This is a genomic window from Sporocytophaga myxococcoides, from assembly GCF_000775915.1.
Lineage (GTDB): Bacteria > Bacteroidota > Bacteroidia > Cytophagales > Cytophagaceae > Sporocytophaga > Sporocytophaga myxococcoides_A.
This window is the reverse complement of sequence record NZ_BBLT01000012.1, coordinates 43,686-66,947: the sequence shown is the minus strand read 5'-3', so window position 1 is coordinate 66,947 and position 23,262 is coordinate 43,686. Positions and strand designations below refer to the sequence as shown.

Annotated in this window: 21 protein-coding genes; 14 read left to right on the top strand and 7 right to left on the bottom strand. The window is 36.7% G+C overall.

Annotation, left to right across the window (positions count from 1 at the left end):
* Window positions 1–19: 19 nt before the first annotated feature.
* Window positions 20–940 (top strand): toxin-antitoxin system YwqK family antitoxin, encoded by a 921-nt coding sequence (locus MYP_RS21975; protein ID WP_156140790.1) that lies wholly within the window; start codon window positions 20–22, stop codon window positions 938–940.
* A 42-nt stretch (window positions 941–982) separates the two neighbouring features.
* On the opposite strand, the gene MYP_RS21970 is transcribed toward MYP_RS21975, so the two are convergent.
* Window positions 983–1,324, bottom strand: a complete 342-nt coding sequence (locus MYP_RS21970; RefSeq protein ID WP_045468497.1) for a YraN family protein — start codon at window positions 1,322–1,324, stop codon at window positions 983–985.
* 71 nt (window positions 1,325–1,395) lie between these two features.
* Between MYP_RS21970 and lipB the strand changes: the two genes are divergently transcribed.
* The 7 genes from lipB to MYP_RS21935 all read left to right on the top strand — a co-directional run bounded on the left by lipB (window position 1,396) and on the right by MYP_RS21935 (window position 8,952).
* The gene (gene lipB / locus MYP_RS21965; RefSeq protein WP_045468494.1) at window positions 1,396–2,118 is read left to right on the top strand and encodes a lipoyl(octanoyl) transferase LipB; all 723 of its coding nucleotides are present in this window, start codon (window positions 1,396–1,398) and stop codon (window positions 2,116–2,118) included.
* 12 nt (window positions 2,119–2,130) lie between these two features.
* A complete protein-coding gene (locus tag MYP_RS21960) occupies window positions 2,131–2,532 on the top strand; it encodes a hypothetical protein (RefSeq protein ID WP_045468493.1) in 402 nt (133 codons plus the stop codon).
* Window positions 2,533–2,607: 75 nt separating this feature from the next.
* Window positions 2,608–3,324 (top strand): 3'-5' exonuclease, encoded by a 717-nt coding sequence (locus MYP_RS21955; protein WP_045468764.1) that lies wholly within the window; start codon window positions 2,608–2,610, stop codon window positions 3,322–3,324.
* Window positions 3,325–3,377: 53 nt separating this feature from the next.
* Entirely contained in the window at window positions 3,378–5,207 is a 1,830-nt protein-coding gene (locus MYP_RS21950; RefSeq protein WP_045468492.1) for an ABC transporter ATP-binding protein, read from the top strand.
* An 11-nt stretch (window positions 5,208–5,218) separates the two neighbouring features.
* Window positions 5,219–7,366 (top strand): ribonuclease R, encoded by a 2,148-nt coding sequence (gene rnr, locus MYP_RS21945; RefSeq protein ID WP_045468490.1) that lies wholly within the window; start codon window positions 5,219–5,221, stop codon window positions 7,364–7,366.
* Window positions 7,363–8,340, top strand: a complete 978-nt coding sequence (locus MYP_RS21940; protein WP_045468487.1) for a polyprenyl synthetase family protein — start codon at window positions 7,363–7,365, stop codon at window positions 8,338–8,340. The genes rnr and MYP_RS21940 overlap by 4 nt, the downstream gene beginning before the upstream one ends.
* A 3-nt stretch (window positions 8,341–8,343) precedes the next feature.
* Window positions 8,344–8,952 (top strand): rhomboid family intramembrane serine protease, encoded by a 609-nt coding sequence (locus tag MYP_RS21935; protein WP_045468483.1) that lies wholly within the window; start codon window positions 8,344–8,346, stop codon window positions 8,950–8,952.
* 276 nt (window positions 8,953–9,228) lie between these two features.
* Here the strand turns inward: MYP_RS21935 and rpmA are convergent, their stop codons facing one another.
* Together rpmA and rplU are read right to left on the bottom strand one after the other, a co-directional pair.
* Window positions 9,229–9,492 (bottom strand): 50S ribosomal protein L27, encoded by a 264-nt coding sequence (rpmA, locus tag MYP_RS21930; protein WP_045468480.1) that lies wholly within the window; start codon window positions 9,490–9,492, stop codon window positions 9,229–9,231.
* Window positions 9,493–9,501: 9 nt separating this feature from the next.
* Window positions 9,502–9,813: a 50S ribosomal protein L21 gene (gene rplU, locus MYP_RS21925; protein ID WP_045468477.1), complete on the bottom strand. Its 312-nt coding sequence runs from the start codon at window positions 9,811–9,813 to the stop codon at window positions 9,502–9,504.
* Between the two features lie 450 nt (window positions 9,814–10,263).
* Between rplU and MYP_RS21915 the strand changes: the two genes are divergently transcribed.
* The 3 genes from MYP_RS21915 (at window position 10,264) to MYP_RS21905 (ending at window position 14,631) form a co-directional block, all read left to right on the top strand.
* Complete coding sequence (locus MYP_RS21915) at window positions 10,264–11,235, top strand: ribonucleoside-diphosphate reductase small subunit (protein ID WP_045468471.1); 972 nt, start codon at window positions 10,264–10,266, stop codon at window positions 11,233–11,235.
* Between the two features lie 138 nt (window positions 11,236–11,373).
* A complete protein-coding gene (locus MYP_RS21910) occupies window positions 11,374–13,761 on the top strand; it encodes a ribonucleoside-diphosphate reductase subunit alpha (RefSeq protein ID WP_045468468.1) in 2,388 nt (795 codons plus the stop codon).
* A gap of 111 nt (window positions 13,762–13,872) precedes the next feature.
* Window positions 13,873–14,631, top strand: coding sequence for a CPBP family intramembrane glutamic endopeptidase (locus tag MYP_RS21905; RefSeq protein WP_045468465.1), 759 nt, complete (start codon window positions 13,873–13,875; stop codon window positions 14,629–14,631).
* 297 nt (window positions 14,632–14,928) lie between these two features.
* Here the strand turns inward: MYP_RS21905 and MYP_RS21900 are convergent, their stop codons facing one another.
* Entirely contained in the window at window positions 14,929–17,838 is a 2,910-nt protein-coding gene (locus MYP_RS21900; RefSeq protein ID WP_045468462.1) for a T9SS type A sorting domain-containing protein, read from the bottom strand.
* A 77-nt stretch (window positions 17,839–17,915) separates the two neighbouring features.
* On the opposite strand from MYP_RS21900, the gene MYP_RS21895 reads away from it, so the two are divergent.
* Window positions 17,916–18,098: a hypothetical protein gene (locus MYP_RS21895; RefSeq protein ID WP_045468459.1), complete on the top strand. Its 183-nt coding sequence runs from the start codon at window positions 17,916–17,918 to the stop codon at window positions 18,096–18,098.
* Window positions 18,099–18,485: 387 nt separating this feature from the next.
* Window positions 18,486–20,006, top strand: coding sequence for a PAS domain S-box protein (locus tag MYP_RS21890; RefSeq protein WP_045468455.1), 1,521 nt, complete (start codon window positions 18,486–18,488; stop codon window positions 20,004–20,006).
* A 238-nt stretch (window positions 20,007–20,244) separates the two neighbouring features.
* Here the strand turns inward: MYP_RS21890 and MYP_RS21885 are convergent, their stop codons facing one another.
* The 3 genes from MYP_RS21885 to MYP_RS21875 all read right to left on the bottom strand — a co-directional run bounded on the left by MYP_RS21885 (window position 20,245) and on the right by MYP_RS21875 (window position 22,621).
* Window positions 20,245–21,318 (bottom strand): NAD(P)H-dependent flavin oxidoreductase, encoded by a 1,074-nt coding sequence (locus MYP_RS21885; protein WP_045468452.1) that lies wholly within the window; start codon window positions 21,316–21,318, stop codon window positions 20,245–20,247.
* Between the two features lie 110 nt (window positions 21,319–21,428).
* Window positions 21,429–21,953, bottom strand: coding sequence for a YceI family protein (locus MYP_RS21880; RefSeq protein WP_045468449.1), 525 nt, complete (start codon window positions 21,951–21,953; stop codon window positions 21,429–21,431).
* A gap of 95 nt (window positions 21,954–22,048) precedes the next feature.
* The gene (locus MYP_RS21875; RefSeq protein WP_045468446.1) at window positions 22,049–22,621 is read right to left on the bottom strand and encodes a Crp/Fnr family transcriptional regulator; all 573 of its coding nucleotides are present in this window, start codon (window positions 22,619–22,621) and stop codon (window positions 22,049–22,051) included.
* Between the two features lie 136 nt (window positions 22,622–22,757).
* Here MYP_RS21875 and MYP_RS21870 point away from each other — a divergent pair, with 136 nt between their 5' ends.
* Window positions 22,758–22,943 (top strand): ATP-binding protein, encoded by a 186-nt coding sequence (locus MYP_RS21870; protein ID WP_045468444.1) that lies wholly within the window; start codon window positions 22,758–22,760, stop codon window positions 22,941–22,943.
* The last annotated feature ends 319 nt before the right edge of the window (window positions 22,944–23,262 follow it).

Genomic DNA, 23,262 nt, shown 5'->3' with positions numbered 1-23,262 from the left:
GGGTAGAAAATAAACTGGAATGGCTTTTTTAAACTTCCGTAAGCTTTCTTTATGGCTTTTTATTTTAATGGGAATAGCCGCTCCTTCATTTGCTCAAAATGATGGTCCGTCTGACTCGTTTGCTACTGATTCTATCCCAGATATATTGGTAGCCGCTGATAGTATTCCCAATAAAGCAAAGAAAAAGAAAAGGAAAAAAAACGTTTTCTACGGAATAAAAACCCGCAAAGGATTTACAAAAATGGGAAGAGGGAAGCAGGTTACCATAGAAACTTTTCATTTGCTGAAAACCTATAAAGAGCCGAATCCATATGTGGGAGAATATTATGTTTTTGATGCCCGTAAAAGAAAGGTTTTAAAAGTTACCTCAATTAATCAAAAAGAACTTCTTAATTATAGAATACTGCATGGCCCCTATAAGAAAACTGTAGGTGGAGAGGTAGTAGAGTCTGGAGTTTTTTATGTCGGTACAAAGCATGCAAGATGGGAACGTTATGGAAAGAATAATATTCTGATTGATAAAGTCAAGTTTTACAAAGGCTGGCCAAAAGAATCAGAAATTACCTACTTTGACAATGAAAGGACAAAGGTAAAAGAAGTAAAGCCGCTGGTTAATAAGCAGCTTAATGGCACTTATTGTCTGTTCAATGAAAAAGGCTGGACCCTGATTCAGGGAAAATATATCGATGGTATTAAGGTTGGGATCTGGGTGGAGTATTTTACAGAAAAGAACAAGCGCAGAAAAGAAACTCAATATCCGGCGAGTCCATACAAAGATGAACAGTTTGAGCCTTATGTACTTACTGAATGGGATAATGAAGGGAATTTGATTGTCCAGAACGGTAAGGCTGTGCCAGTTACCAAAACCGGTGGAAAAGATCCTTCGGGTAAGAAGCAGGCTCAACGACCTCCTAATAGTAACAGGAACAGAAAACAGTAACAGAAAACAGAGAGAGCAACAAATCCTGTTTACTGTTCACTCCTAATGAAATGCGTCCTCAAAATGGACAATCTCTTGTCCGGTTATTGCAACGATATCAAACCGAATCGGGCCTTTCCAGTCATTTTCAAAAATAAAGTTCTCAGCGGCAGTCATAACCAGTGAAGCTTTTCTTTCGGAGACAGAAGCTTCCGGAAAGCCGAATTTTGAATTTTTTCTTTTTTTGACCTCAACAAAAACCAGCAAATTTTCTTTACGGACTATTATATCGATCTCAAGCTTTTTATAGCGGTAATTCCGAAAGAGTATAGAGTAACCTTTTGTCTCCAGGAATTTTCCTGCTATGTCCTCCCCGTTTTTCCCCGAAATTACATTGTTTCCCATTAGCTTTTTGTCGTTGATGCGTTAATGAAGTATCTTGGTACCCTGAAATTCAGGTGTAAAGCTATAAAGTTGTGAATGAAGTAATTAATAAAAAAGTCTTTTTTGAAAATCTTGGTCTTATAAGTTACAAAGAAGCCTGGGACTATCAAACTAAGCTTTTTGATGAAATTGTATCTGTTAAACTTTCAAACAGAGGAATTCCTGCGGAAGACCAAATGCCTACACCTAATTACTTGTTGTTTTGTCAGCATCCCCATGTTTATACTCTGGGCAAAAGCGGAGATGCTACTCATTTGCTTTTACAGGAAGATCAGCTTAAAAAGAAAGGGATTGAATTTTACCATATCAACAGAGGTGGTGATATCACCTATCATGGACCAGGGCAGTTAGTTGGTTATCCGGTGATAGATATGGAAAATTATTTTACCGATATTCATAAATACCTGAGATTACTGGAAGAAGGAGTCATTCAGACTATTGCAGAATTTGGTATTAAAGGAGGGAGAATTGAAGGACTTACCGGTGTCTGGATTAATTCGGATATTCCTGAAAAAGGACGAAAAATTTGTGCTTTAGGCGTAAAAACCAGCAGATGGGTGGCCATGCACGGATTTGCTATAAATGTGAATGCGGATCTAAATTATTTTAATAATATAGTACCTTGTGGTATTTCAGATAAGGCAGTTACTTCAATTGAAGCAGAAATTGGAAAGAAAGTTAATATGGAAGAAGTAGAAGTTATTTTGAAAGAAAAGCTGACAGCTTTATTTGAAATGACAATTGTTCAAAAGTAAATTTCAAAATCAATGAAAAAGGATATTTTATTCCCCCAGGTAGAAGGTGTTTCTGTGGCTGTAGTCAGAGAAGGTGAAACCGGAGAATACAGTTGGAATGTTTTCATGATTAATGAAAATAAATTCGATTTAAAAGATATAACCATCCGTTCAAAGGGTTATGGACCAAAGGAGGGTGAACAGCAGATTACATCAACATTAAGGCATCATATTCAGTTACTTCAATCTGAAAGCACACTTAAGATTGAACCTATAGATCCGGCTGTATTTCATTTATATAATGAATACTGGATCAGTTACTATGTCAATAATCAGATTTTCGATAAGAAATTTATTTTCGTACCGGAAAGTATTATAGAAGAGAATCTGGTGTTTATTCCTCAACTTGAACTTCAGGGAATTTTACATACCTGATACCTGATTTACAGTGTATATTTGGAAAAAGGATTTTTATCTCTAAAATTTAGGGAAACAATCAGCTTTTTAGAAATGGACATACTGAAAAATGCCGGGGACATTTTATTCCTGGATATTGAAACTGTCACAGGTACGGCCTCGTATCATGAGCTTAGTGACAGGCTGAAGCATCTCTGGACGAAAAAGTCAGGGATGATTGATGATCAGAAAGAACCCGACGAACTTTATTTTGAAAAAGGAGCTATATTTTCCGAGTTTGGAAAAGTAATCACCATTTCAGTAGGTTTTTTCTTTTTTCAGCAGGGGGAGTTATCTCTTAAAATAAAATCTTTCTGGGGGCATAATGAAAAAGAACTTTTAGAAGATTTTAAACGCCTGCTTGAAAAATTTGATCCCAGAAAACTAAGACTTTGTGCGCACAATGGGAAAGAATTTGATTTTCCTTATTTATGTCGCAGAATGCTTATAAATTCTATCCCAATTCCTGAAGCATTAAACATATCAGGAAAAAAGCCTTGGGAAATCCTGCACTATGATACATTGGAAATGTGGAAGTTTGGAGATAGGAAAAACTATACCTCTCTGGAAACTTTAGCCACAGTATTCGATATCCCGACAAGTAAGGATCAGATGGACGGAAGTTATGTCAATGTGTCTTACTACAAGGAAGATGGTCTTGATGCTATCAGAACTTATTGTGAGAAGGATGTGCTCGTCACTGCTCAGGTTTTTCTGAGGTTACATTGTCTTGAGCTGGTCAGGGAAAAAAATATTTTGTTTTGCAATTGATGAATAATTTCTTTTGTTTCGGTTAATTTATTTGAGATCAGAATATTACACAGATGTCTGCTAACGGCGGGAAAAAAGATGAGTTTTTGCTAGATGTTCGAAATTTAAAGACATACTTTAAATCAGAAGATAATATTGTCAAAGCTGTAGATGATGTTAGCTTTCAACTCAAAAGAGGGGAAACTCTTGGCATTGTTGGAGAATCTGGTTCCGGAAAATCTGTAACAGCCCTTTCGATTATGCAACTTGTCCCAAAACCTATAGGACAAATTGTTGGTGGAAGTATTTTATTTAATTCGCCCGATAAAGGAATTCTTGATCTGACGAAAATAAGCGAGCGAGAGATGCAGCAGGAAAGAGGCAATGATATTTCCATGATCTTTCAGGAGCCTATGACATCTCTTAATCCTGTATACTCCTGCGGAGATCAGGTGATGGAGGCTATTTTGCTGCATCAAAAACTTTCCAAAGCAGAAGCCAGAAAAAAAACAATAGAACTTTTTGAAAAGGTAAAACTCCCAAGACCCAACGATATATTCTATGCCTACCCACATCAGATTTCTGGTGGACAAAAACAAAGGGTAATGATTGCAATGGCTATGAGCTGTAACCCGTCGGTGCTTATAGCAGATGAGCCTACTACTGCTTTGGATGTCACAGTGCAGGCAAGAATTCTGGAGCTGATGAGTCAGCTCAGAGATGAAAATAATATGTCTATTATTTTTATTACACATGATCTTGGGGTAATAGCAGAAATTGCCGATAGGGTAATGGTGATGTATCATGGAAAGGTTGTCGAGTCTGGCACAACGTATGATATATTTAATAATCCTCAACACCCTTATACAAAAGGTCTCCTAGCTTGTCGCCCTCGACTGAATATGAAATTAAGGGTTCTACCTGTAGTCTCTGATTTTATGGAAAGAGATGAGTCTGGTAATATTGTTGAAAAAAAAGATCATAAGTTTTCGTCTGTTGGCCATGCTTTACTTTACAACTTTGTTTCTGAAGACGAAATCAAAGAGCGCCAGGATGACCTTAAGAAAAAGGAGCCCCATCTTAAAGTTAAAGACCTGCAGACTTATTTTCCAATCTCTAAAGGTTTATTCGGAAAAGTTACTGATTATGTAAAAGCAGTAGATAATGTTTCATTTGACGTTTATCCCGGTGAAACCTTAGGACTTGTAGGTGAATCCGGTTGTGGAAAAACTACACTTGGAAGGACAATTTTAAGACTAATTGAACCAACTGGCGGGGATATTTATTTTGAAGGAAAGAGCATAAAAGATGTTCAGGGGGAAGAGTTGAGAAAGTTGCGTAAAGATATGCAGATCATTTTTCAGGATCCGTATTCTTCTCTTAATCCAAGAATGACGGTTGGACAAGCCATCATAGAACCAATGCGTATAAATGGAGTATTGGAAAGTGACTTTCAAAGAAGGAGGAGAGCAGTAGAGCTTCTGGAGACAGTAAGTTTAAGTGCAAAACAATTTGAAAGATATCCACATGAATTTTCGGGTGGACAAAGACAAAGGATATGTATTGCCCGTGCTTTAGCATTAAATCCTAAATTTATAATATGCGATGAATCGGTCTCGGCATTGGATGTTTCGGTTCAGGCTCAGGTGCTTAACTTGTTAAATAAGCTTAAAGAGGATTTTAACTTTACCTCTATTTTTATCTCTCATGACTTGTCGGTTGTGAAGTTCATGTCAGACAGAATTCTGGTGATGAATAAAGGAAAAATAGAAGAAATAGGATATGCTGAAGAAATATATAACAACCCTCAGTCAGAATATACAAAGAAATTGATAAATTCAATTCCAAAAGGAGACCTTGCCGCCATCAGGAATGCTATGTTGAAGAGGAGTCAGGGTCGGTAACCTCAATAGTCATGACAAAAAGCAAAAATAAGAAGGATAAGCCAGGACATGAAAATAATATAAAAGATAAGCTTTTGAGTTTGCTTAGCAGGGCAAAATCAAAAGCATATTCTTTTAAAGAGATTATAAAAAAAGTAGGCTTAAAAGATCAGGCTGTAAAAGGCCAGTTTGCCACGGAACTTGATAATCTTGTCAGGTCAGGTCAGGTAGCAAGAACACAGAGCGGTACCTACAAAATCAATTATAAATCAGACGGTAATCATATTGTCGGTCGAGTAGATCATGTCAATCAGCGATTTGCCTATGTCATTTCAGAAGATTCTAAAGAAGATATCTGGGTGAGTGCGAATAATCTCAAATTTGCATTTGATGGAGATATCGTAAAAGTACTTCTGAAAGGTAAGAGGGATAGAGGTCGCAGCCCGGAAGGGGAAGTAGTTGAAATACTTGAAAGAAAGAGAACCGATTTTGTCGGAAAAATAGAACTATCACCACGTTTTGCTTTCGTAATTCCAAACAGCAGGAAGATTTTCTACGATATTTTTATTCCTTTAGATAAAATCAAAGACGCCAAAGAAGGACAAAAAGTAGTAGCCAGAATTGTTGAATGGCCGGATAAAAATCATAATCCTGTAGGAGAGGTAATAGAAGTGTTAGGAAATGCAGGTGAAAATGATGTAGAAATGCACTCTATTATGGCTGAATACGGTCTGCCTTGGGAGTTTCCTGAAACTGTAGAAAGGGATGCAGATAAAATTCCGGTAGAAATACCGGAAAGTGAAATAAAGAAAAGACGAGATTTCAGATCGATTACAACTTTTACAATTGACCCGGTTGATGCAAAAGACTTTGATGATGCACTATCTATCAGGAAACTAGAAAACGGGAACTGGGAGGTAGGAGTACACATAGCTGATGTGACACACTATGTAAGACCAGGAACACCGCTCGAGAAGGAGGCGTACAAAAGAGCGACTTCTGTTTACCTTGTGGATCGTGTAGTTCCGATGCTTCCGGAAAAACTTTCCAACAACCTTTGTTCTTTAAGACCTCATGAAGATAAACTGACATTCTCGGCAGTCTTTGAGATGAATCATCAGGGTAAAATATTGGACGAATGGTTTGGTAAAACCATTATTCATTCGGACAGAAGATTTGCTTATGAAGAGGTACAGGAAATTCTGGAAGGGAAGGACGGGGATTTTAAAGAGGAGATCTTTGCCCTTGATGAGTTGGCCAAAATAATGAGAGCGGATCGTTTCAGAAGAGGTGCAATTGCATTTGAAACTGTAGAAGTAAAATTCAAACTAGATGAAAAGGGCAAGCCACTTGGCGTATATCCGAAAGTCAGGAAGGATGCCCATAAACTTATAGAGGATTGGATGCTTCTTGCTAATCGTAAAGTAGCTGAGTATGTCTATTTTATGAAAAAAGGTGATGAGAAAAATACATTTGTCTATCGTATTCACGATCATCCGGATCCTGAAAAGCTTAATTCACTTGCCATTTTTGCAAGAAAATTCGGCCATAACCTGGATCTGAAAGATAAAGATCTATCCAATGCATTAAACAAACTTGTAACAGATGTCGAAAATACTCCGGAGCAAAATGTATTACAAAGTCTAGCCATAAGATCTATGGCAAAAGCAAAATACACGACAGATCCGGAAAAGCACTTTGGTCTGGCATATAAGCACTATACCCATTTCACTTCTCCGATAAGAAGGTATCCGGACGTAATGGTTCACAGACTATTGGAACATTATCTTAATGGAGGCAAGTCTGAGAATAAGACTTATTATGAAGATCTTTGTGAGCACTCTTCTGATATGGAAAAGGTAGCCGCAGAAGCGGAAAGAGCTTCCATCAAGTATAAGCAGGTAGAATTTATGGAGACCATGATTGGTCAGGAGTTTGAAGGTATCATCAGTGGAGTGGTAGAGTTTGGAATGTTTGTAGAGCTCGTTGAAACAAAATGCGAAGGAATGATTCGTCTGAGCGAACTGGAAGATGATTTTTATGAGCTTGATGCAGAAAATTATAGAGTAATAGGCAAAAGAAATAAAAAAATATTTACTTTGGGAGATCATGTAAAGGTGAAGGTGATGAACACCAACCTTGAAAAACGAAGTATAGATCTTGCTTTTGCCGGAAAATGATTTTCAGTCAAGAAAGAGCTTTAAATAAGCTTGAAGCTGCATTCAATGCGCACAGTCCGGGTGATTCTCCCGTTGAACTTTACGAACCTATAAACTACATTATATCCCTTGGTGGAAAAAGATTGCGGCCATTGCTTACGCTTATGGCCGCAAATTTATTTTCTGAGGAGTGGGATAGGGCTATTAAGCCAGCCATGGCTGTAGAGTATTTCCATAATTTCACCTTAATACATGATGATATTATGGATAAAGCACCTCTGAGAAGAGGAAAACCTACCGTTCACGAAAAGTGGAATATCAATACCGCAATACTTTCCGGTGATGTAATGCTTGTAAAAGCTTATGATCTTTTATTGGAATCCGAAGGTTCAAAACTTCGTGAAATCATAAGGGCATTCAATGATTGTGCAGCTAAAGTCTGTGAAGGCCAACAGCTGGATATGAATTACGAAGGAACGGAGAACGTGTCAATTCCTGCTTATGTCGATATGATTCGTAAGAAAACAGCAGTCCTTCTTGGATTCAGTCTTAAGCTTGGAGGAATTATTGGAGGAGCAGAAGAAAAGGATCTGGAATTGCTTAAAGAATTCGGTGAAAATATAGGTCTGGCATTTCAGTTGATGGATGATCTTCTGGATGTATATGCAGATCAGGAAAAATTTGGAAAGAAAGTTGGGGGGGATATTGTAGCGAAAAAGAAAACTTATCTTTTGATAACTGCTTTGGAAAAGAGTAATGAAGCTGGTAAGAAAAAGCTTATTTCAGTTCTGGAAAGTCAGTCATTGAAAGATGATGAAAAGGTAAAAAAAGTAAAAGAAATTTATGATTCTCTGAAGATAAAGGAACTAACTGAAGCAAAAATGTCTGAATACTATAACGCAGGTATTCAAAAGTTAGAAAAAGTTAAAGCCCCCTTAATAAGGAAATCGCATCTGCTCCGTTTTGCGAACGGGCTTATGAAAAGAGAAAGTTAAAGTATGTCTATCACTATTATTTTAATAATTATTACTGTTGCATGCAGTCTTTATGCATGGAATAATGAATCAGTGTATTCCGGATGGATGTTAAATCCTTACATGATCAGCAATAAAAAGCAGTACTACCGGTTCATCACTTCAGGTTTTATTCATGCAGATTATATGCATTTGTTTTTTAATATGTTGTCTTTATTCTTTTTTGGAGATTTATTGGCAGCAAAGATGGGGGTAGTTGAATTTGTTCTTTTATATCTTTCAGCTATAGTAGTTTCAGATTTGCCATCTTATTTTAAAAATAGAAATAATCATAGGTATAATTCATTGGGAGCATCAGGAGGTGTGTCAGCTGTTATATTCGGTTGTATTTTGTATGAGCCTGTCGGAATGAATATATGTATATTCTTTGCACTCTGTATGCCTGGGTTTATATATGCGATTTTATTTCTTATCTATTCCTATTTTATGGGCAAAAGAGCAGGAGATCATATCAATCATGATGCTCACCTTTATGGAGCATTATTCGGGGTGGTATTTGTGTTGTTAGAAGGAGACGGTAATATTCTTCAGAACTTTTTTCAGGAGATTGTTCGTTGGCCCGGATTGTTTTAACAGAATAGAAAAGTTACAGGTATAAATATAATATTATATCCCATTGCTGTTAAACAGGATGGGATTTTTACTTTACATTAAGTTGAAGATGGATGTGTCAATTAAATAAGAGAAATAGCGAAGGATGATTATTGAAAAGGGAGCCCTGCAGTATCATGATGCTTTAGGGCATATCAGAGAATAATATAAAATAACACTGGAGAATAGTATATAGATAAAAAAAGCCTCTTTAAATGAAAAAGAGGCTTTTTAATAATTATTTTATTTGGAAAAATATTAAGCGTTTGCGAAAGGTTCAACAGAAACGTAAGATCTGTTGTTTCTACCTTTTTTAAATACTACAGTACCTGCAGCTAAAGCGAAGAGAGTATGATCTTTACCGATACCCACGTTTTTGCCTGGGTGGTGAGCTGTACCTCTTTGTCTAACAAGGATATTTCCTGCTATTGCAACCTGGCCACCAAAAACTTTAACGCCAAGTCTCTTACTATGTGATTCACGACCGTTTTTGGAACTACCGGCCCCTTTCTTGTGTGCCATTGTGTTACTTTATTTAGAAATTTTTTCGATTAAAACTTTAGTTAATTGTGCTCTGTGGCCGTTTTTCTTTCTGAAACCTTTTCTTCTCTTCTTTTTGAAAACGATCACTTTGTCTGCTTTCTCCTGAGAAAGGATTTTTCCGGAAATTTTAACTCCACTTACTACAGGAAGACCAACCTGAGTATTTGCTCCGTCAGAAACCAAAAGAACTTGTGTAAATTCTACTTTAGAACCCTCAGTTCCTTCTAATCTATCTGTATAGATAAATTTATTTTCTTCTGCCTTATATTGTTTTCCGGCTATATCGACAATTGCGTACATAACAGTATTATATCTTTTTAAAAACGGACTGCAAATATAGGGAGACAGAATTGAAAAAACAAATCATTTTTTAAAATATCTATGTGGAAAACTATTTTTCTGGATTATTACGCCTGAAGGCTATTGAAAAAGTACAAAATGTAACTAAAAAATAACCTGTATTTTATTGTATTTTAATAGGTTTTGTTATATTTACTAACATGATTTTACTATCTCCGGTCCAGGTCTTCTTTCCTTTGATTTTTCAAGTCGTTTTTATCATATTTGTAACACAACTTTTCCAAAATCCTTATTTCATCTCTGAGAGTTCCTTTCTTTTAATAAACAGGAACAGGGGATTTTTTTCCTTAAATAATACAGGGCAGGATAATAAAGTTTGTCAGGTTTTTCTCAGTATGAACAGGGAAGAATCTCTAAATGTTTTGATTAAAAGAAATTAGATATAGTAACATGGAAAAAAAAGAACCATTACTAGAGGAAAATAAAAACAGGTTTGTCCTTTTTCCTATCGTTCATGACGACATCTGGCAGATGTATAAAAAAGAAGAAGCCAGCTTCTGGACTGCAGAGGAAATAGATCTTACCCCTGATCTCGCTGATTGGGAGAAGCTTAATGAAGGTGAAAAACACTTTATCACTCACGTACTTGCTTTTTTTGCAGCTAGTGATGGTATTGTAAATGAAAACCTGGCAACAAGCTTCCTGGAAATGGTTCAATATCCTGAAGCTAAATGTTTCTATGGTTTCCAGATCATGATGGAAAATATCCATTCTGAAACATACTCTTTGCTGATTGATACTTATGTTAAAGATCCAAAAGAGAAAAGTAAGCTTTTCAATGCGCTGGAGACTGTTCCATGTGTAGCGAAAAAAGCTGAATGGGCAATGAGATGGATTAGTCAGGGGTCTTTCGTGGAGAGATTACTTGCTTTTGCAGCGGTTGAAGGGATTTTCTTCTCTGGTAGTTTCTGTTCTATTTTCTGGTTAAAGAAAAGGGGACTGATGCCGGGTTTGAGCTTCTCTAATGAATTGATTTCAAGAGACGAAGGCTTACACTGCGATTTTGCATGTCTGTTATATACTAAATATATCGTTAATAAACTTCCTGAAGAGCAGGTGGTAGCTCTGATAACTGATGCTGTAAAAATCGAGCAGGAGTTCATTACAGAAGCGCTTCCTGTAGATCTTATAGGAATGAACTCAAGGTTGATGTCTCAATATATAGAGTTTGTTGCCGACAGACTTTTGGTTGCTCTGGGATGTAATAAAGTTTATAACGTAACCAATCCGTTTGACTTTATGGAAATGATATCTCTTCAGGGTAAAACCAACTTCTTCGAAAAGAGAGTTGCCGAATATCAAAAAGCTGGAGTAATGAATGAGAAAGACAACCACAAATTCTCTCTGGATGAGGATTTTTAGAGGTAAGATTTCCGCTTGCAAATTACAAAAGCAGAAAGTAGTTGAATAAATAAAGAAATTGATCGAAAAAATACTGGATTTAAATTTAAAATGTATAATTTAAAACAGTCAAAAAACTAATAACCTTTACCCCCTGATATGCTAGTAATTAAACGAGATGGCAGACGAGAGTCTGTAAAATTTGACAAAGTCACGGCGAGGATAGAGAAGCTGTGCTATGGTCTTGACATAAATTATGTCAACCCGATTGATGTAGCAAAAAAAGTAATTGATGGAATTTATGACGGGGTAACAACCGTAGAGTTGGATAATCTTGCTGCTGAAATCGCTGCTTCTCTGACAACTAAACATCCTGATTACGCCATTCTTGCCGCAAGAATTGCTATCTCTAATCTTCATAAAGTCACAAGCAAGTCTTTCTCGAACACAATGAAAAGGCTTTATACTTATGAAGATCCGAAAACAGGTGAAAATGCTTCTCTTCTTTCTAAAGAAGTTTATGAAGCAATCAGAAAAAATGCATCTGTTCTGGATTCAAGCATTATCTATGACAGAGACTATAATTACGATTACTTCGGTTTCAAAACCCTTGAAAAATCGTATCTTCTTAAATTAGACGGAAAAATAGTTGAAAGACCTCAGCACATGTTGATGCGTGTTGCTATAGGTATTCATACAAACGATATTGATGCTGCGATAGAAACCTACAATCTTCTTTCTGAGAAGTGGTTTACGCATGCAACCCCTACATTATTTAACGCTGGAACTCCGAAGGCTCAGTTGTCTTCATGTTTCCTGTTAACAATGAAGGATGACAGCATAGAAGGTATTTATGACACTCTGAAACAATGCGCTAAAATTTCACAATCTGCCGGGGGGATCGGATTGAGCGTACATGGTGTAAGGGCTACAGGATCTTATATTAAAGGAACCAATGGTACTTCTAACGGTATCATTCCTATGCTTCGTGTGTTTAATGACACAGCTAGATACGTTGATCAGGGAGGTGGAAAAAGAAAAGGTGCATTCGCAATTTATCTTGAGCCTTGGCATGCTGATATCTTCGAATTCCTGGATCTGAAGAAAAACCACGGTAAAGAAGAGCTTAGAGCCAGAGATCTGTTCTATGCGCTATGGATTCCGGATCTTTTCATGAAACGTGTTGAAGAAAACGGTGAATGGTCATTGTTCTGTCCGAACGAGGCTCCTAACCTTGATGAGACATATGGTAAAGAGTTCGAAACACTTTACGAAAAATATGAGAAAGAAGGAAGAGCCAGAAAAACTGTAAAAGCTCAGGAACTTTGGTTTGCAATCCTGGAGTCTCAGACTGAGACTGGTACTCCTTATATGTTGTACAAAGATGCTGCAAACAAAAAATCAAATCAGAAAAACCTTGGCACTATAAAATCAAGCAACCTTTGCACTGAAATTATAGAGTATACTGCTCCTGATGAAGTAGCTGTATGTAACCTGGCTTCTCTGGCTTTACCTAAATTTGTTATTGACGGTAAATTTGACCATCAGAAATTATACGATGTTACTTATGTAGCAACGAAAAACCTTAACAGGATTATTGATATCAACTATTATCCTGTAGAGGAAGCAAGAAAGTCAAATCTGAGACACAGACCTATCGGATTAGGGGTTCAAGGCTTAGCGGATGTGTTCATTATGTTGAGAATGCCATTTGAATCTGAAGAAGCAAAAGCATTGAACACAGATATCTTCGAAACGATCTATTTCGCAGCCATGACCGCTTCAAAAGATCTGGCTAAGAAACATGGTCCGTACGAGACATTCAAAGGATCTCCTGTTTCTAAAGGTATCTTCCAGTTTGATATGTGGGGCGTAACTCCTTCATCTAACAGATGGGATTGGGATTCTTTGAAGAAGGAAGCAAAACAACATGGCGTGAGAAACTCTCTGCTTGTTGCTCCGATGCCGACAGCTTCTACTTCTCAAATCCTTGGAAATAACGAGTGTTTTGAACCATATACTTCAAACATCTATACCAGAAGAGTACTTTCAGGAGAGTTTGTTGTAGTGAACAAACATTTGATGAGAGATCTTATCAAACAAGGTCTGTGGAACGATAAGATGAAAAACAAACTTATCGAAGCAAACGGATCTGTACAGAACATCAAAGAGATTCCTCAGCATATTAAAGATCTTTACAAAACTGTCTGGGAGATCAAACAAAAGACGCTTATCGATATGGCTGCAGACAGAGGGGCTTACATCTGCCAAAGCCAGAGCTTTAACGTACACATGCAGGATCCTAATTTCGGAAAACTTACTTCAATGCACTTCTATGCATGGAAGAAAGGGCTTAAAACAGGTATGTATTACCTTAGAACAAAAGCTGCTGCAGATGCTATCAAGTTTACGGTGGAGAAACAGGCAGATGTTGCTCTTGAGCCTGTTGTAAACAAAGAAGCACAGGATGCAGCATATGCACAGAAAGCAAGCGATATGGCTTGTTCCCTAGACAACCCTGAAGGTTGTGAGGCCTGCGGTAGCTAATCAGTTGGCATTATTAAATTTAAATACAAAAAGCCGGAGGTGATTTTTAGCCTTCGGCTTTTTTGTTGAAAAAGGAGTACATTAGCGTTATATCAATTAAGTTCTAAGTTAATGCGCAATTTTAAGTTTAAACTTTGGTTAATCCTCGCATTTATTGGATTGACAGGTGTAGCATCACTACTCTTATCTGATTTGTCATTAGGAAATTTACCCCCTGAGGTAACAGAGCAAATCCCGATGGAGACTCTGAAGTTTCTTATGCTGATAAACCCTGCAGTTTTAGTACTGATTGCTACAACTATCGGAACCATTCTTTACGATAAGGTAAATCTATCCGTGCCTCTATTTGAAAAACTATTTGATAAAAGAGGAACTTCTTCTTTTAGCTTAAAAGGAATTATTGTAGAGGGTATTGTTCTGGGAGTTTTAGCAGGAATAGCAATCCTCGCTGTTGCTTATTTCTTTAAGCCCTATCTGCCTCAGGTCTTGTTGGACTCCAGCGATAATGCGAGATTAAATCTGATCACAAAGCTTTTATATGGAGGTGTTACGGAAGAGCTGTTGTGCCGCTTCGGTCTGATGACTTTATTTGTCTGGGTACTTTATAAGATTTTTAAGAGCCTGAATGCAGCAGTTTTTTGGTCTGCTAATTTCCTGTCGGCAGTTTTATTTGCGGTGGGACATCTGCCTATGGTATTTCAGTTGGTTACTGATGTGTCGTTTCCTGTTTATGCTTATGTCATCCTGGGGAATAGCATTGGTGGCTTGTTATTTGGTTATGCTTATTGGAAAAGAGGACTGGAGAGTGCTTTTATGGCACATGCTTTTACTCACTTGACTATGGTAGGTGTGAACTTAGTGTTTAGTTGAAGCCCGTAGAAATAAGATTTTTTGCATCACAAAATTGTGGTAGTGTATCTAAAAAGCATCTTTGACAACCTGATAGAGGAAAGTATGATGTGTTTCTTGTAACATAGCGCTAAGGCAAGTTGGAGATGAGATTGGCTGACTGTTTGATTACAAATGAAACAATTGGTTGCTTGAATGGTCCATTTAAGACTCCATGGAATATAGAAAATCCTGTATAATTTAAAATAAAAAGAAGCGTCTCAGAGAATATCCGGGACGCTTCTTTTTTATGTCTTTGGTTAAAGAAAATTAAGAATCTTACAACTTTGTTAGTTTATGAATATATGTCCCTTTGGAGTTTGAGATTTTAAGGAAATACAATCCACTGCTAACTTCAGATATGGAATAGGATCGGGTTCCTGTGAAAGATTCAGATAATGTTTTTAAAGACTCACCTTTATCGTTCAATATTTCCACCGATAAGATCGATTCATTTGCAAATCCGGATTCAATAAAGATCATGTCAGATGCAGGGTTAGGATAAATTTTTACTTTTGCCTCAGCTTCTTCTAAATTATTAATGGAAGTATTTATGCCATCTTTGAAGTTCTGCTCAGTCAGGCTTGTTGTAATGTTAGAAAACTGAATTGGAAAGAAAGTGTAGCCGGCCCTTGATGCCTGAATTACCCCATTCCAACCTCTTGGATATCTGAATTCATAATAACCGGATGCATCTGTCAGGAATTGTCCCCCGTTACCTTGGTTGGTAATAAAACTAAAATCATAATTGGTTTTATCTATACCAATTGCTGTTCCATTGTTGTATTTAGCTGAGTCACAAAACCAGTAGTATTCTCCGGATCCTGAAGCTGTTACAGAGATGGTATATTCCTGTCCAGGTATCAGATTCAAGGCAGGTATAAAAGGTGCACTTACCCAATTTGTAGCTTTGCTAATGGAAGAAGGAACAATTGTCTGTGTACCTATAATTTCGTTTTCCTTTTTTATTTGAACGTTAATCGATTGTGTAGGAGTACCATTTTTAATCAGAGCTAACTGAACCTGGGAAAGAGTGCTTGCTGTGGGAATGAATGTTTGGGATAACTCATATTCCTTTCTAATCCCATAGCCAATTTTAGTTGAGGTCTGACTTTGATCAACTGTTAAAGGCTCTCCCCAGTTTACCGTTGCATTAGTCAAGGGGACGTTATTAGTGGAATAAACATAACCTGACACTTTAACGGGTGAGTAAAGTACAAAATTCTGATTCGGGAGATTATCTGCAACAGAGTTCAATATTTTGGAAGGTGATGGTTGATATAAAGTATTGAGACTTGTTAACGAGAGTTCACCTGAATAGCCGGCATTGATCCAACATTCATAGTATCCGTTTTCATCAGATTTTAATTCAGTGCCATTTCCTTTGTAGGTTATGAATGTATAATCTGCATTCTCCAATATGTCAGATTCACCTTTGGTATAGGCGGAAGGAAAACCTAGCGACCAGGATATTTCCGAGTCATCTGCACTTACGAGGATTGTATATTCTTTTTCCGGACTGACTTTAATGATGGGAAAAAATGAGGCTGATACAAAGGAACTTTTACTTTTAATTTCCGCATTGGGAATTGTATCTCTTCCTATCACTGTTCCTGTGTTATCGGTTATCTCTACATATACATCTTTTGTGGAACCGGCAGATTTATTAAGCATCAGATCTATCTTACCCAGAAAGTTTCCCGAAGGTTTAAAAGATTGTTTTTTCGGAGCCAGGCTTAGCGAAATTGAAAAGTTATCCTCAGTTTGTACCTGGTCCGGCACAATTGTTTCTCCCAATTTAAGAATAGCATTGGCAAGAGGTTTTCCTGTTTCGTCTTTGACGGTTCCGCTAATTTTATAATAATGGTAATCGATTTTGAATATGTTGTCAGTAAAATCATAAACTGAAGGATCAGATAGACTTGTTATCTTTAGCCTGTACAGATCTCCTAACATTGATTCTGTTGGTGTCCATGAAAATGTTTGTGAGGATGCTGCAATATCGGATGTCAAAGTTTCCTTTAATACTCCATTTTGGAAAAGTTCTAATTTAACGTTACCGCTAATGTTAGTTTGCCAGCTGATGTTAGAGGCTATTCCGAATTTCACAGAGCTTGCGGGAGAGTTCAATGTGATATTTCCGGAAGTGTTTGCTTTGAGAGAAGAAGCCAGGTTACTGATGTTGATTGTGCCTTTACCTTCTGTAGCTTCGTAAAAGTTGTAAATACTCTTATCGTCATTAGTATTTCCGGCAAACCACATCACCTGATCACTGATATCCTTCCATTCCGTTTCATTGAGTTGATCATTCGAGATGAGCACAAACAAAACCTTAAAATCTTTCTGGGAGCTTAAATAATCTGGGTTTCTAGCCCCTAGTTTAGCAACAAGACTACTGCCGTTATATGTCTCTCTTGTTCCAGCTACAAATTCAAAGTTCTCACCTACTGGAGTCACAGAGGTAATATCTCTGAACAGATCAAAGGTAGGAACTTCGCTAGCCGGGATCATACCCATAAGGTAAAGTTCCAGTTTACTATATGGTTGTGAATTCCCACCATTAACGTTTACTCCGAATTGTTTTACGCTGTATCTCTTTGGATCTCCGTTTACATTTGTTTTTAATGTACTTTGATCAAAACCTCCTAATTGCCCGGGACTTGATCCTCCTGTAAACCCCCAATGACCATCAAAGTTGTTGTCAGGTCCGGAAGCAGGGTCGTATATACCTGTTTGTAGAGCATAATTGCCCCAGTTATGCATGAACTCATGTAAAGTAGGTCCGTACATAAGCCCGGATCTGTATGGTATGTGCATTATCCCTTGCAGTTTTCCTGATGAACCATAATTGCTCGAAGTAGAATAAATGAACCTGCCGATTCCTAAAGTATTGTTGGATATGCCTGCAAATTTTCCATAGTAAGATATGGTGGTAGGACGGCTTTGCTCATTTGATATGAAGAAAATGAAATCGAAGTCATCTTTAAATTTCTTGTATATTCTTTTTGTCATAGTCTGACGGATGGCATCATCGCTAAACCCGTCTTCTGTAATCCAGGCATTGTATTCCTGGGGAGTGAGCTCCATGATAGCAAACTTACTTTGATAATCGAGCCCCAGGCTTACCTGACTATAGATCGGGTCTAATGCTAAAACTGCTAAAAGAATTGTAAAAATGATTTTTTTCATAGTTGAAATTTTATTTTAAAAAAAGTGAATGTTAATCGTTTAAAGGTATAAGTTATAAACGGAATTTAAAAAAAGGAATGCTAAAGCTTAATTTTAAAGTTGTGCTTATTGGGTTTTATGCATCAGTTATTGGTATCTGTAATTCAGTTTTAATTGGATTTACCACTATGCGGATGGGTTTTGATATTGCAGCACTAAAAAGAATTTTTACAGATGATTGTCCTGTGTCAATTTATAAAAAATGGAATTATGGTTGTTAACCATTTAATATTGTTGAGGAGCAAAAGCAAATTGGAGTGATCTCTCTCTCTCTCTCTCTATATATATATATATATATATAGATATATAGATATGTTGGTATGAAGCTTTACTTTAGGATTGTGTAAAAAAGTAATGATTCACATTTTCTGCTCTATAATGAATCAAACGAGGAAGTTCTAAGAAGGGCTGAGTTTATTGCTCTTAGTCGCCAAGGTAACAGGATTGCTCTCAATTAATAGATTAAAGTCAGAGACTTCAATTAGCAATAATGTAATCTTTTTATATCCTCTGATCCTCATTGAATTAGTCTGTTCCCAAATAGTTCTAAACTATTCGTTATCTAAAAGGTTATTAAGTGGGAATTTTCCCTAAGATGGCTTATTCAGATGAACAGAGAAGAAAATGTCCGAAAAATATTGGAGTGTCTGCCTGACGGAATATTGGTTACTAATAAGGATGGGGAGATCATCTTTGCTAATGCCCAGATTGAAGCACTTTTTAATTACAAAAGGGAAGAACTTTTAGGGAAACCTACTGATATACTTATACCCGAAGACTATCATAACATACTTGATGAGTATCGAAAGGATTTTTTGGATCACCATTTCACTCAATCTGCAATACATCCAGGTGTCAGGCTCATAGGTATAAGAAAGGACGGTGCGAAGTTTAATGTGGCAATAAATTTAAGTTCCTTAGAATCGGATCCATATGGAGTCGTCATTATCTCTGCCATTCGGGATATTACAGAAGCTGTCAGGGTAAAAGAAGAACTGAAAAGCACTCAGGAAATTTTTCACAAAATCTTTGAGTCTTCTCTTAATGGGATAGTGAAATATGAAAACATTAGAAATGAAAAAGGCGAACTCGTCGATTTTAAATATGTAGTAGCAAATAAAAGAGCTTTGGAGCTGACAGAGAGAACAGAGGAAGAGATGATCGGTAAGACAATCATTGAACTCAATCCCTGGATAAAGGATTCTGATATTCTCAAAATCATGATTCGGGTCGCTGAACAGGGTGATACAGAAGTTCATGAATTTCAATCAAAGAGAAAGGAAAAGTCAGTCTGGTACAAAGCAAACTTTATAAGAGTAGATGATGGAATTTTACTCACCTTCGACGATATATCCCTCTCCAAACAAGCTGAGGAAAAATTAAAAGAGACTAACCAGGAACTGGAACAAAGGGCTGAGGACAGTACTCTGGAATTGTTAAAATCAAATGAAAAGCTCAGAAGTATCAATGAGAAACTTGATCGATATGCATATATGATCTCTCACGATTTAAAAGCTCCGCTTGCAAATATAGAAGGGCTTGCATCTTCTTTAAAGGCTGATTATGCCGGAATCCCTTTAGATGATGAAGGGAATGAAATGCTTGAAATGATGACGGCTAAGATCAATGACATGCGCGACATTATTGAAAATGTATTGCAGTCAGCTAAAGATGCGATCAGGAGTAGGGAAATCATCAATTTGGAGAAAACTGTGCATGAAATAGTTGAAACTTTAAATCCTCCTTCTCATTTTCACTTTTTTATTCAACAAGGCCTTCCACAGATTAAATATCCTCGTGCATCCATTGTACAGATATTACAGAACCTGTTGAGCAACTCCATTAAATATATGGATAAGGCTAATCCATTAATAACCATTTCCTATTTTGAAAAAGAAAGTTATTACACCATTTGTGTTGCTGATAACGGCATAGGAATACCTCAGGAAAGATTGAAAGAAATATTCAATTTATTTGAAATTGCTCATTCCGGTAGGTATGATATAGAAAGTCATGGCATCGGATTAACAATTGTAAAACAACTTGTAGAAGAAAACGGGGGTAATATATGGGTTGATAGTACATTGGGGGAAGAAACTAAATTTCAATTTACTATTCCTAAGAAGTAAATTTTTTCAATAGTCGGAAGGCCTTCCTTAATGCATATTGAGAACATAGCATCCTGCCTTTTAAGGTAAAGATTTCTAAGCAACTGGATTTTGATGGAAAAGCCTTCCTACCATATGGAAATTAAAGTGTCTACAAAGCGAAGAAAGAAATACTGTGACATTTTAAGCCTTTCTTTGGGGCACTGCTAAGATGGCCCATTTCAGACCCTGAATGCTATTATAATCAGTGACACCTTCATCATTTGATTTCATTCATTTCTTTAACTATAGTTTCAATCAGAATTTGGGCGTCTCGGTATTTTAATAACGATGCTGATTGTCCTGCCCAATAAGATTTAAAGTCAGGATTGTTGTCTGCTCCTGGTGGATATGCTTTTAAATGACTCATAAATTTTCCCTGTAATGGATAAGGAGCTAATAAATGTTCATTTTGTTTTAACTCGCCTGTTAGTCTATTGCGTATTCCTCTCGAAAGCCTTCCTGTAAAGATTTTTGTAAGAGTGGTGTACTTTGCATTTTCCGTAAATAATTTGTCTTTATGGTCTTGTGAAGCGTTTGATTGTGATGTAGCTAAAAAGGCGGTGCCCATTTGAACAGCATCTGCTCCTAATATTAATGCCGCTTTTACTCCCCGGGCATCAGCAATGCCACCAGCGGCAATGACAGGAATTTTAACATTGTCTGCAACCTGTGGAATAAGTGAAAATGTCCCCGTTAAGGAATTTTCTGCAGAACTTAAAAATGAAACGCGATGTCCGCCAGCTTCAAAGCCTGTGGCAATTATTGCATCCACTCCAGCATTCTCTAAAGCAATAGCTTCGTCAACAGTGGTGGCGGTTCCCACTGTTTTTATGTTCAATGACTTACACTTTTCTATTATGATATCGGACGGAATGCCATAAACGAAACTAAATACAGCTGGCTTAACCTCAAAGATAGCTTCTACCTGTTCTTCAAATTTAGGTCCCAGATTGCTTGGCCTTTCTGGTATGGGTAACTCTAATTCATTGAAATATGGTTTAAATAATGCGCATAATTGGGCATAATCATCATCAGTATAATTTTCCAGGCCTTCATCTCTGTCACTTACCCATAAATTAATGTTGAATGGTTTATTGGTGAATTTTCTTATTTCGTTACAAGTTTCAATTATTTCTTTAGCTGAAAAAGGCTGACCTCCGAAAGAACCTAATCCGCCTGCATTTGAAACTGTACTTGTAAGTTTAACAGATGAAAGGCCTCCTCCAAAGGGTCCTTGTACTATTGGATAATCGATACCTGATAGGGTTGTAAATTTTGTTTTATTCCACATTGTCTTGATAGGTTAAATGTTGATTGATTAACAAGTGCTGAAAGGTAGTTCCTGAAACATCTGTCAAAGGATCTGTTTTGGTCAAATTGGTCTTTTATATGATCGCACTATTATAGCTTTCCGACAAGTTTGAATTGTAAAACAAAGTCATCATAAATTAATTTATCGCCCAGATTGTCAATAAATTTTCCAGATCCATATCGAATGTTGTATAATGTTCTGTCAATAACTATTTCGCCTAATGAATGAAGGAAGTCTGTAAATATTTCGATCGTGGAAAAAAAGGTAACCGGATGTGAAATATCTTTGATCGTTAGTATTCCGCTAATCTTATATTTGTTCAACTCAATTTGTGTTGCATTAGTAATTACGAGTTTTGAAGTCCTGAATTTATCTACCGCAAAAAAATCATCATTTGTAAGGTGGGCTAAAAATTCATCGTGTGTCTTTGAGTCTTCAATATCGGTGATTGTAATTGATGTCATATCAATTTGTATTTCACCTCCTGAAACAGTATTGTCTTTAAATTCAATAAAGCCATTTGCGACATTGATACTGCCAGTGTGTAAGCCTAATACCTTCTTGCCTGTCCAGTTTACATTGCAACTTGCTTGTTGCATTTGAAATTTTGCCATATGATTTTTAATTAAAAGTTTATGGCACAAAGTTCTATTGGAATGGACAATTGGTAAAGGACATACATCACGAGTTTTTTGTGATGTATGTCACACTAATTTGAAGGAGAGTTAAGCCGGCTTAACGTTTCTCTTGTAACACCTAAATAAGAGGCTATAAGGTGTTTGGGTACTTTTTGAGAAAGCTGAGGATATAGTTGTAATAATTGATCGTATTTTTCTTTAGCATTGTTGCTTAGTAATGAAAGAATTCTTTGTTGCAGCGCAACGTTTCTTTTATTAGTCTTCTTTCTGAAAAAGTGTTCTATTTTGTGAATTTCAGCACAGAGTTTTTCTCTATTATGATACGATAGACAAAGTACTTCACTATCCTCAATACAGTCCATGTTTATGGTTGCTTTTGTCTGGCTATAATAAGCCTGATAGTCAGTAATCCACCAGTCTTGCATTCCAAACTGCAATATGTGCTCCTTGCCGTTTTTATCTGTAAAGTATGATTTCAAACAACCATTTAAAATGAAAAAGTCGTTGGTAACATCTTCTCCTTCCTGGATTATAAACTGATGCTTTTTATATTTCTTACTAACAAAGTGTGACAAAATATATTCAAATTCTTCATCAGTTAATTTTGTTATTTTTTCTATCTGCTGTCTTAAAATTTGGCTCATTCACTTTGAATTTTTTATCTGCCTACGTCTGTGAAAAGTATCTTACACCCTTGGTTCTTACTTGCAAACAGATGTCTGCTTTTATTTCAAATTAACAGAATAAACGGACCTTTCAAAATTCGTGGCGGATAAGGGCATGAGAAGATTGAAAGAAATATTCAATTTATTTGAGATAGCTCATTCCGGCAAGTATGACATAGAAAGTCACGGAATCGGATTAACAATTGTAAAACAGCTTGTAGAAGAAAACGGTGGTAATATTTGGGTGGACAGTAAATTAGGAAAAGAAACTAAATTTCAGTTTGCTGTTCCTAAGAAGTAGATGGGAAAAGAAATGCTCTGCATTTTAAGTCCTGTTGACCGGATTTGGACGGTCTTACAGATCAAAAAACAGAACATTCGTAAATTTAGTGATCACGAGCCATGGTCTTGAGCCGCTGTTATGAATTCATTGTGTTAATTTATTGCAAACTTCTGCCAGTCTCTGGATACAATTTCTTCAATGTCTTCAACAGTGAACACGGCATAGATAGCCTAAGGAGTTTACGGATGCAGTTCGGTGATCTGACATAGTACTCTCAACTTTCACATATAAGCTTGTATATTTTATATACAATGTTGTAAACTCGTGCTAATTTGTC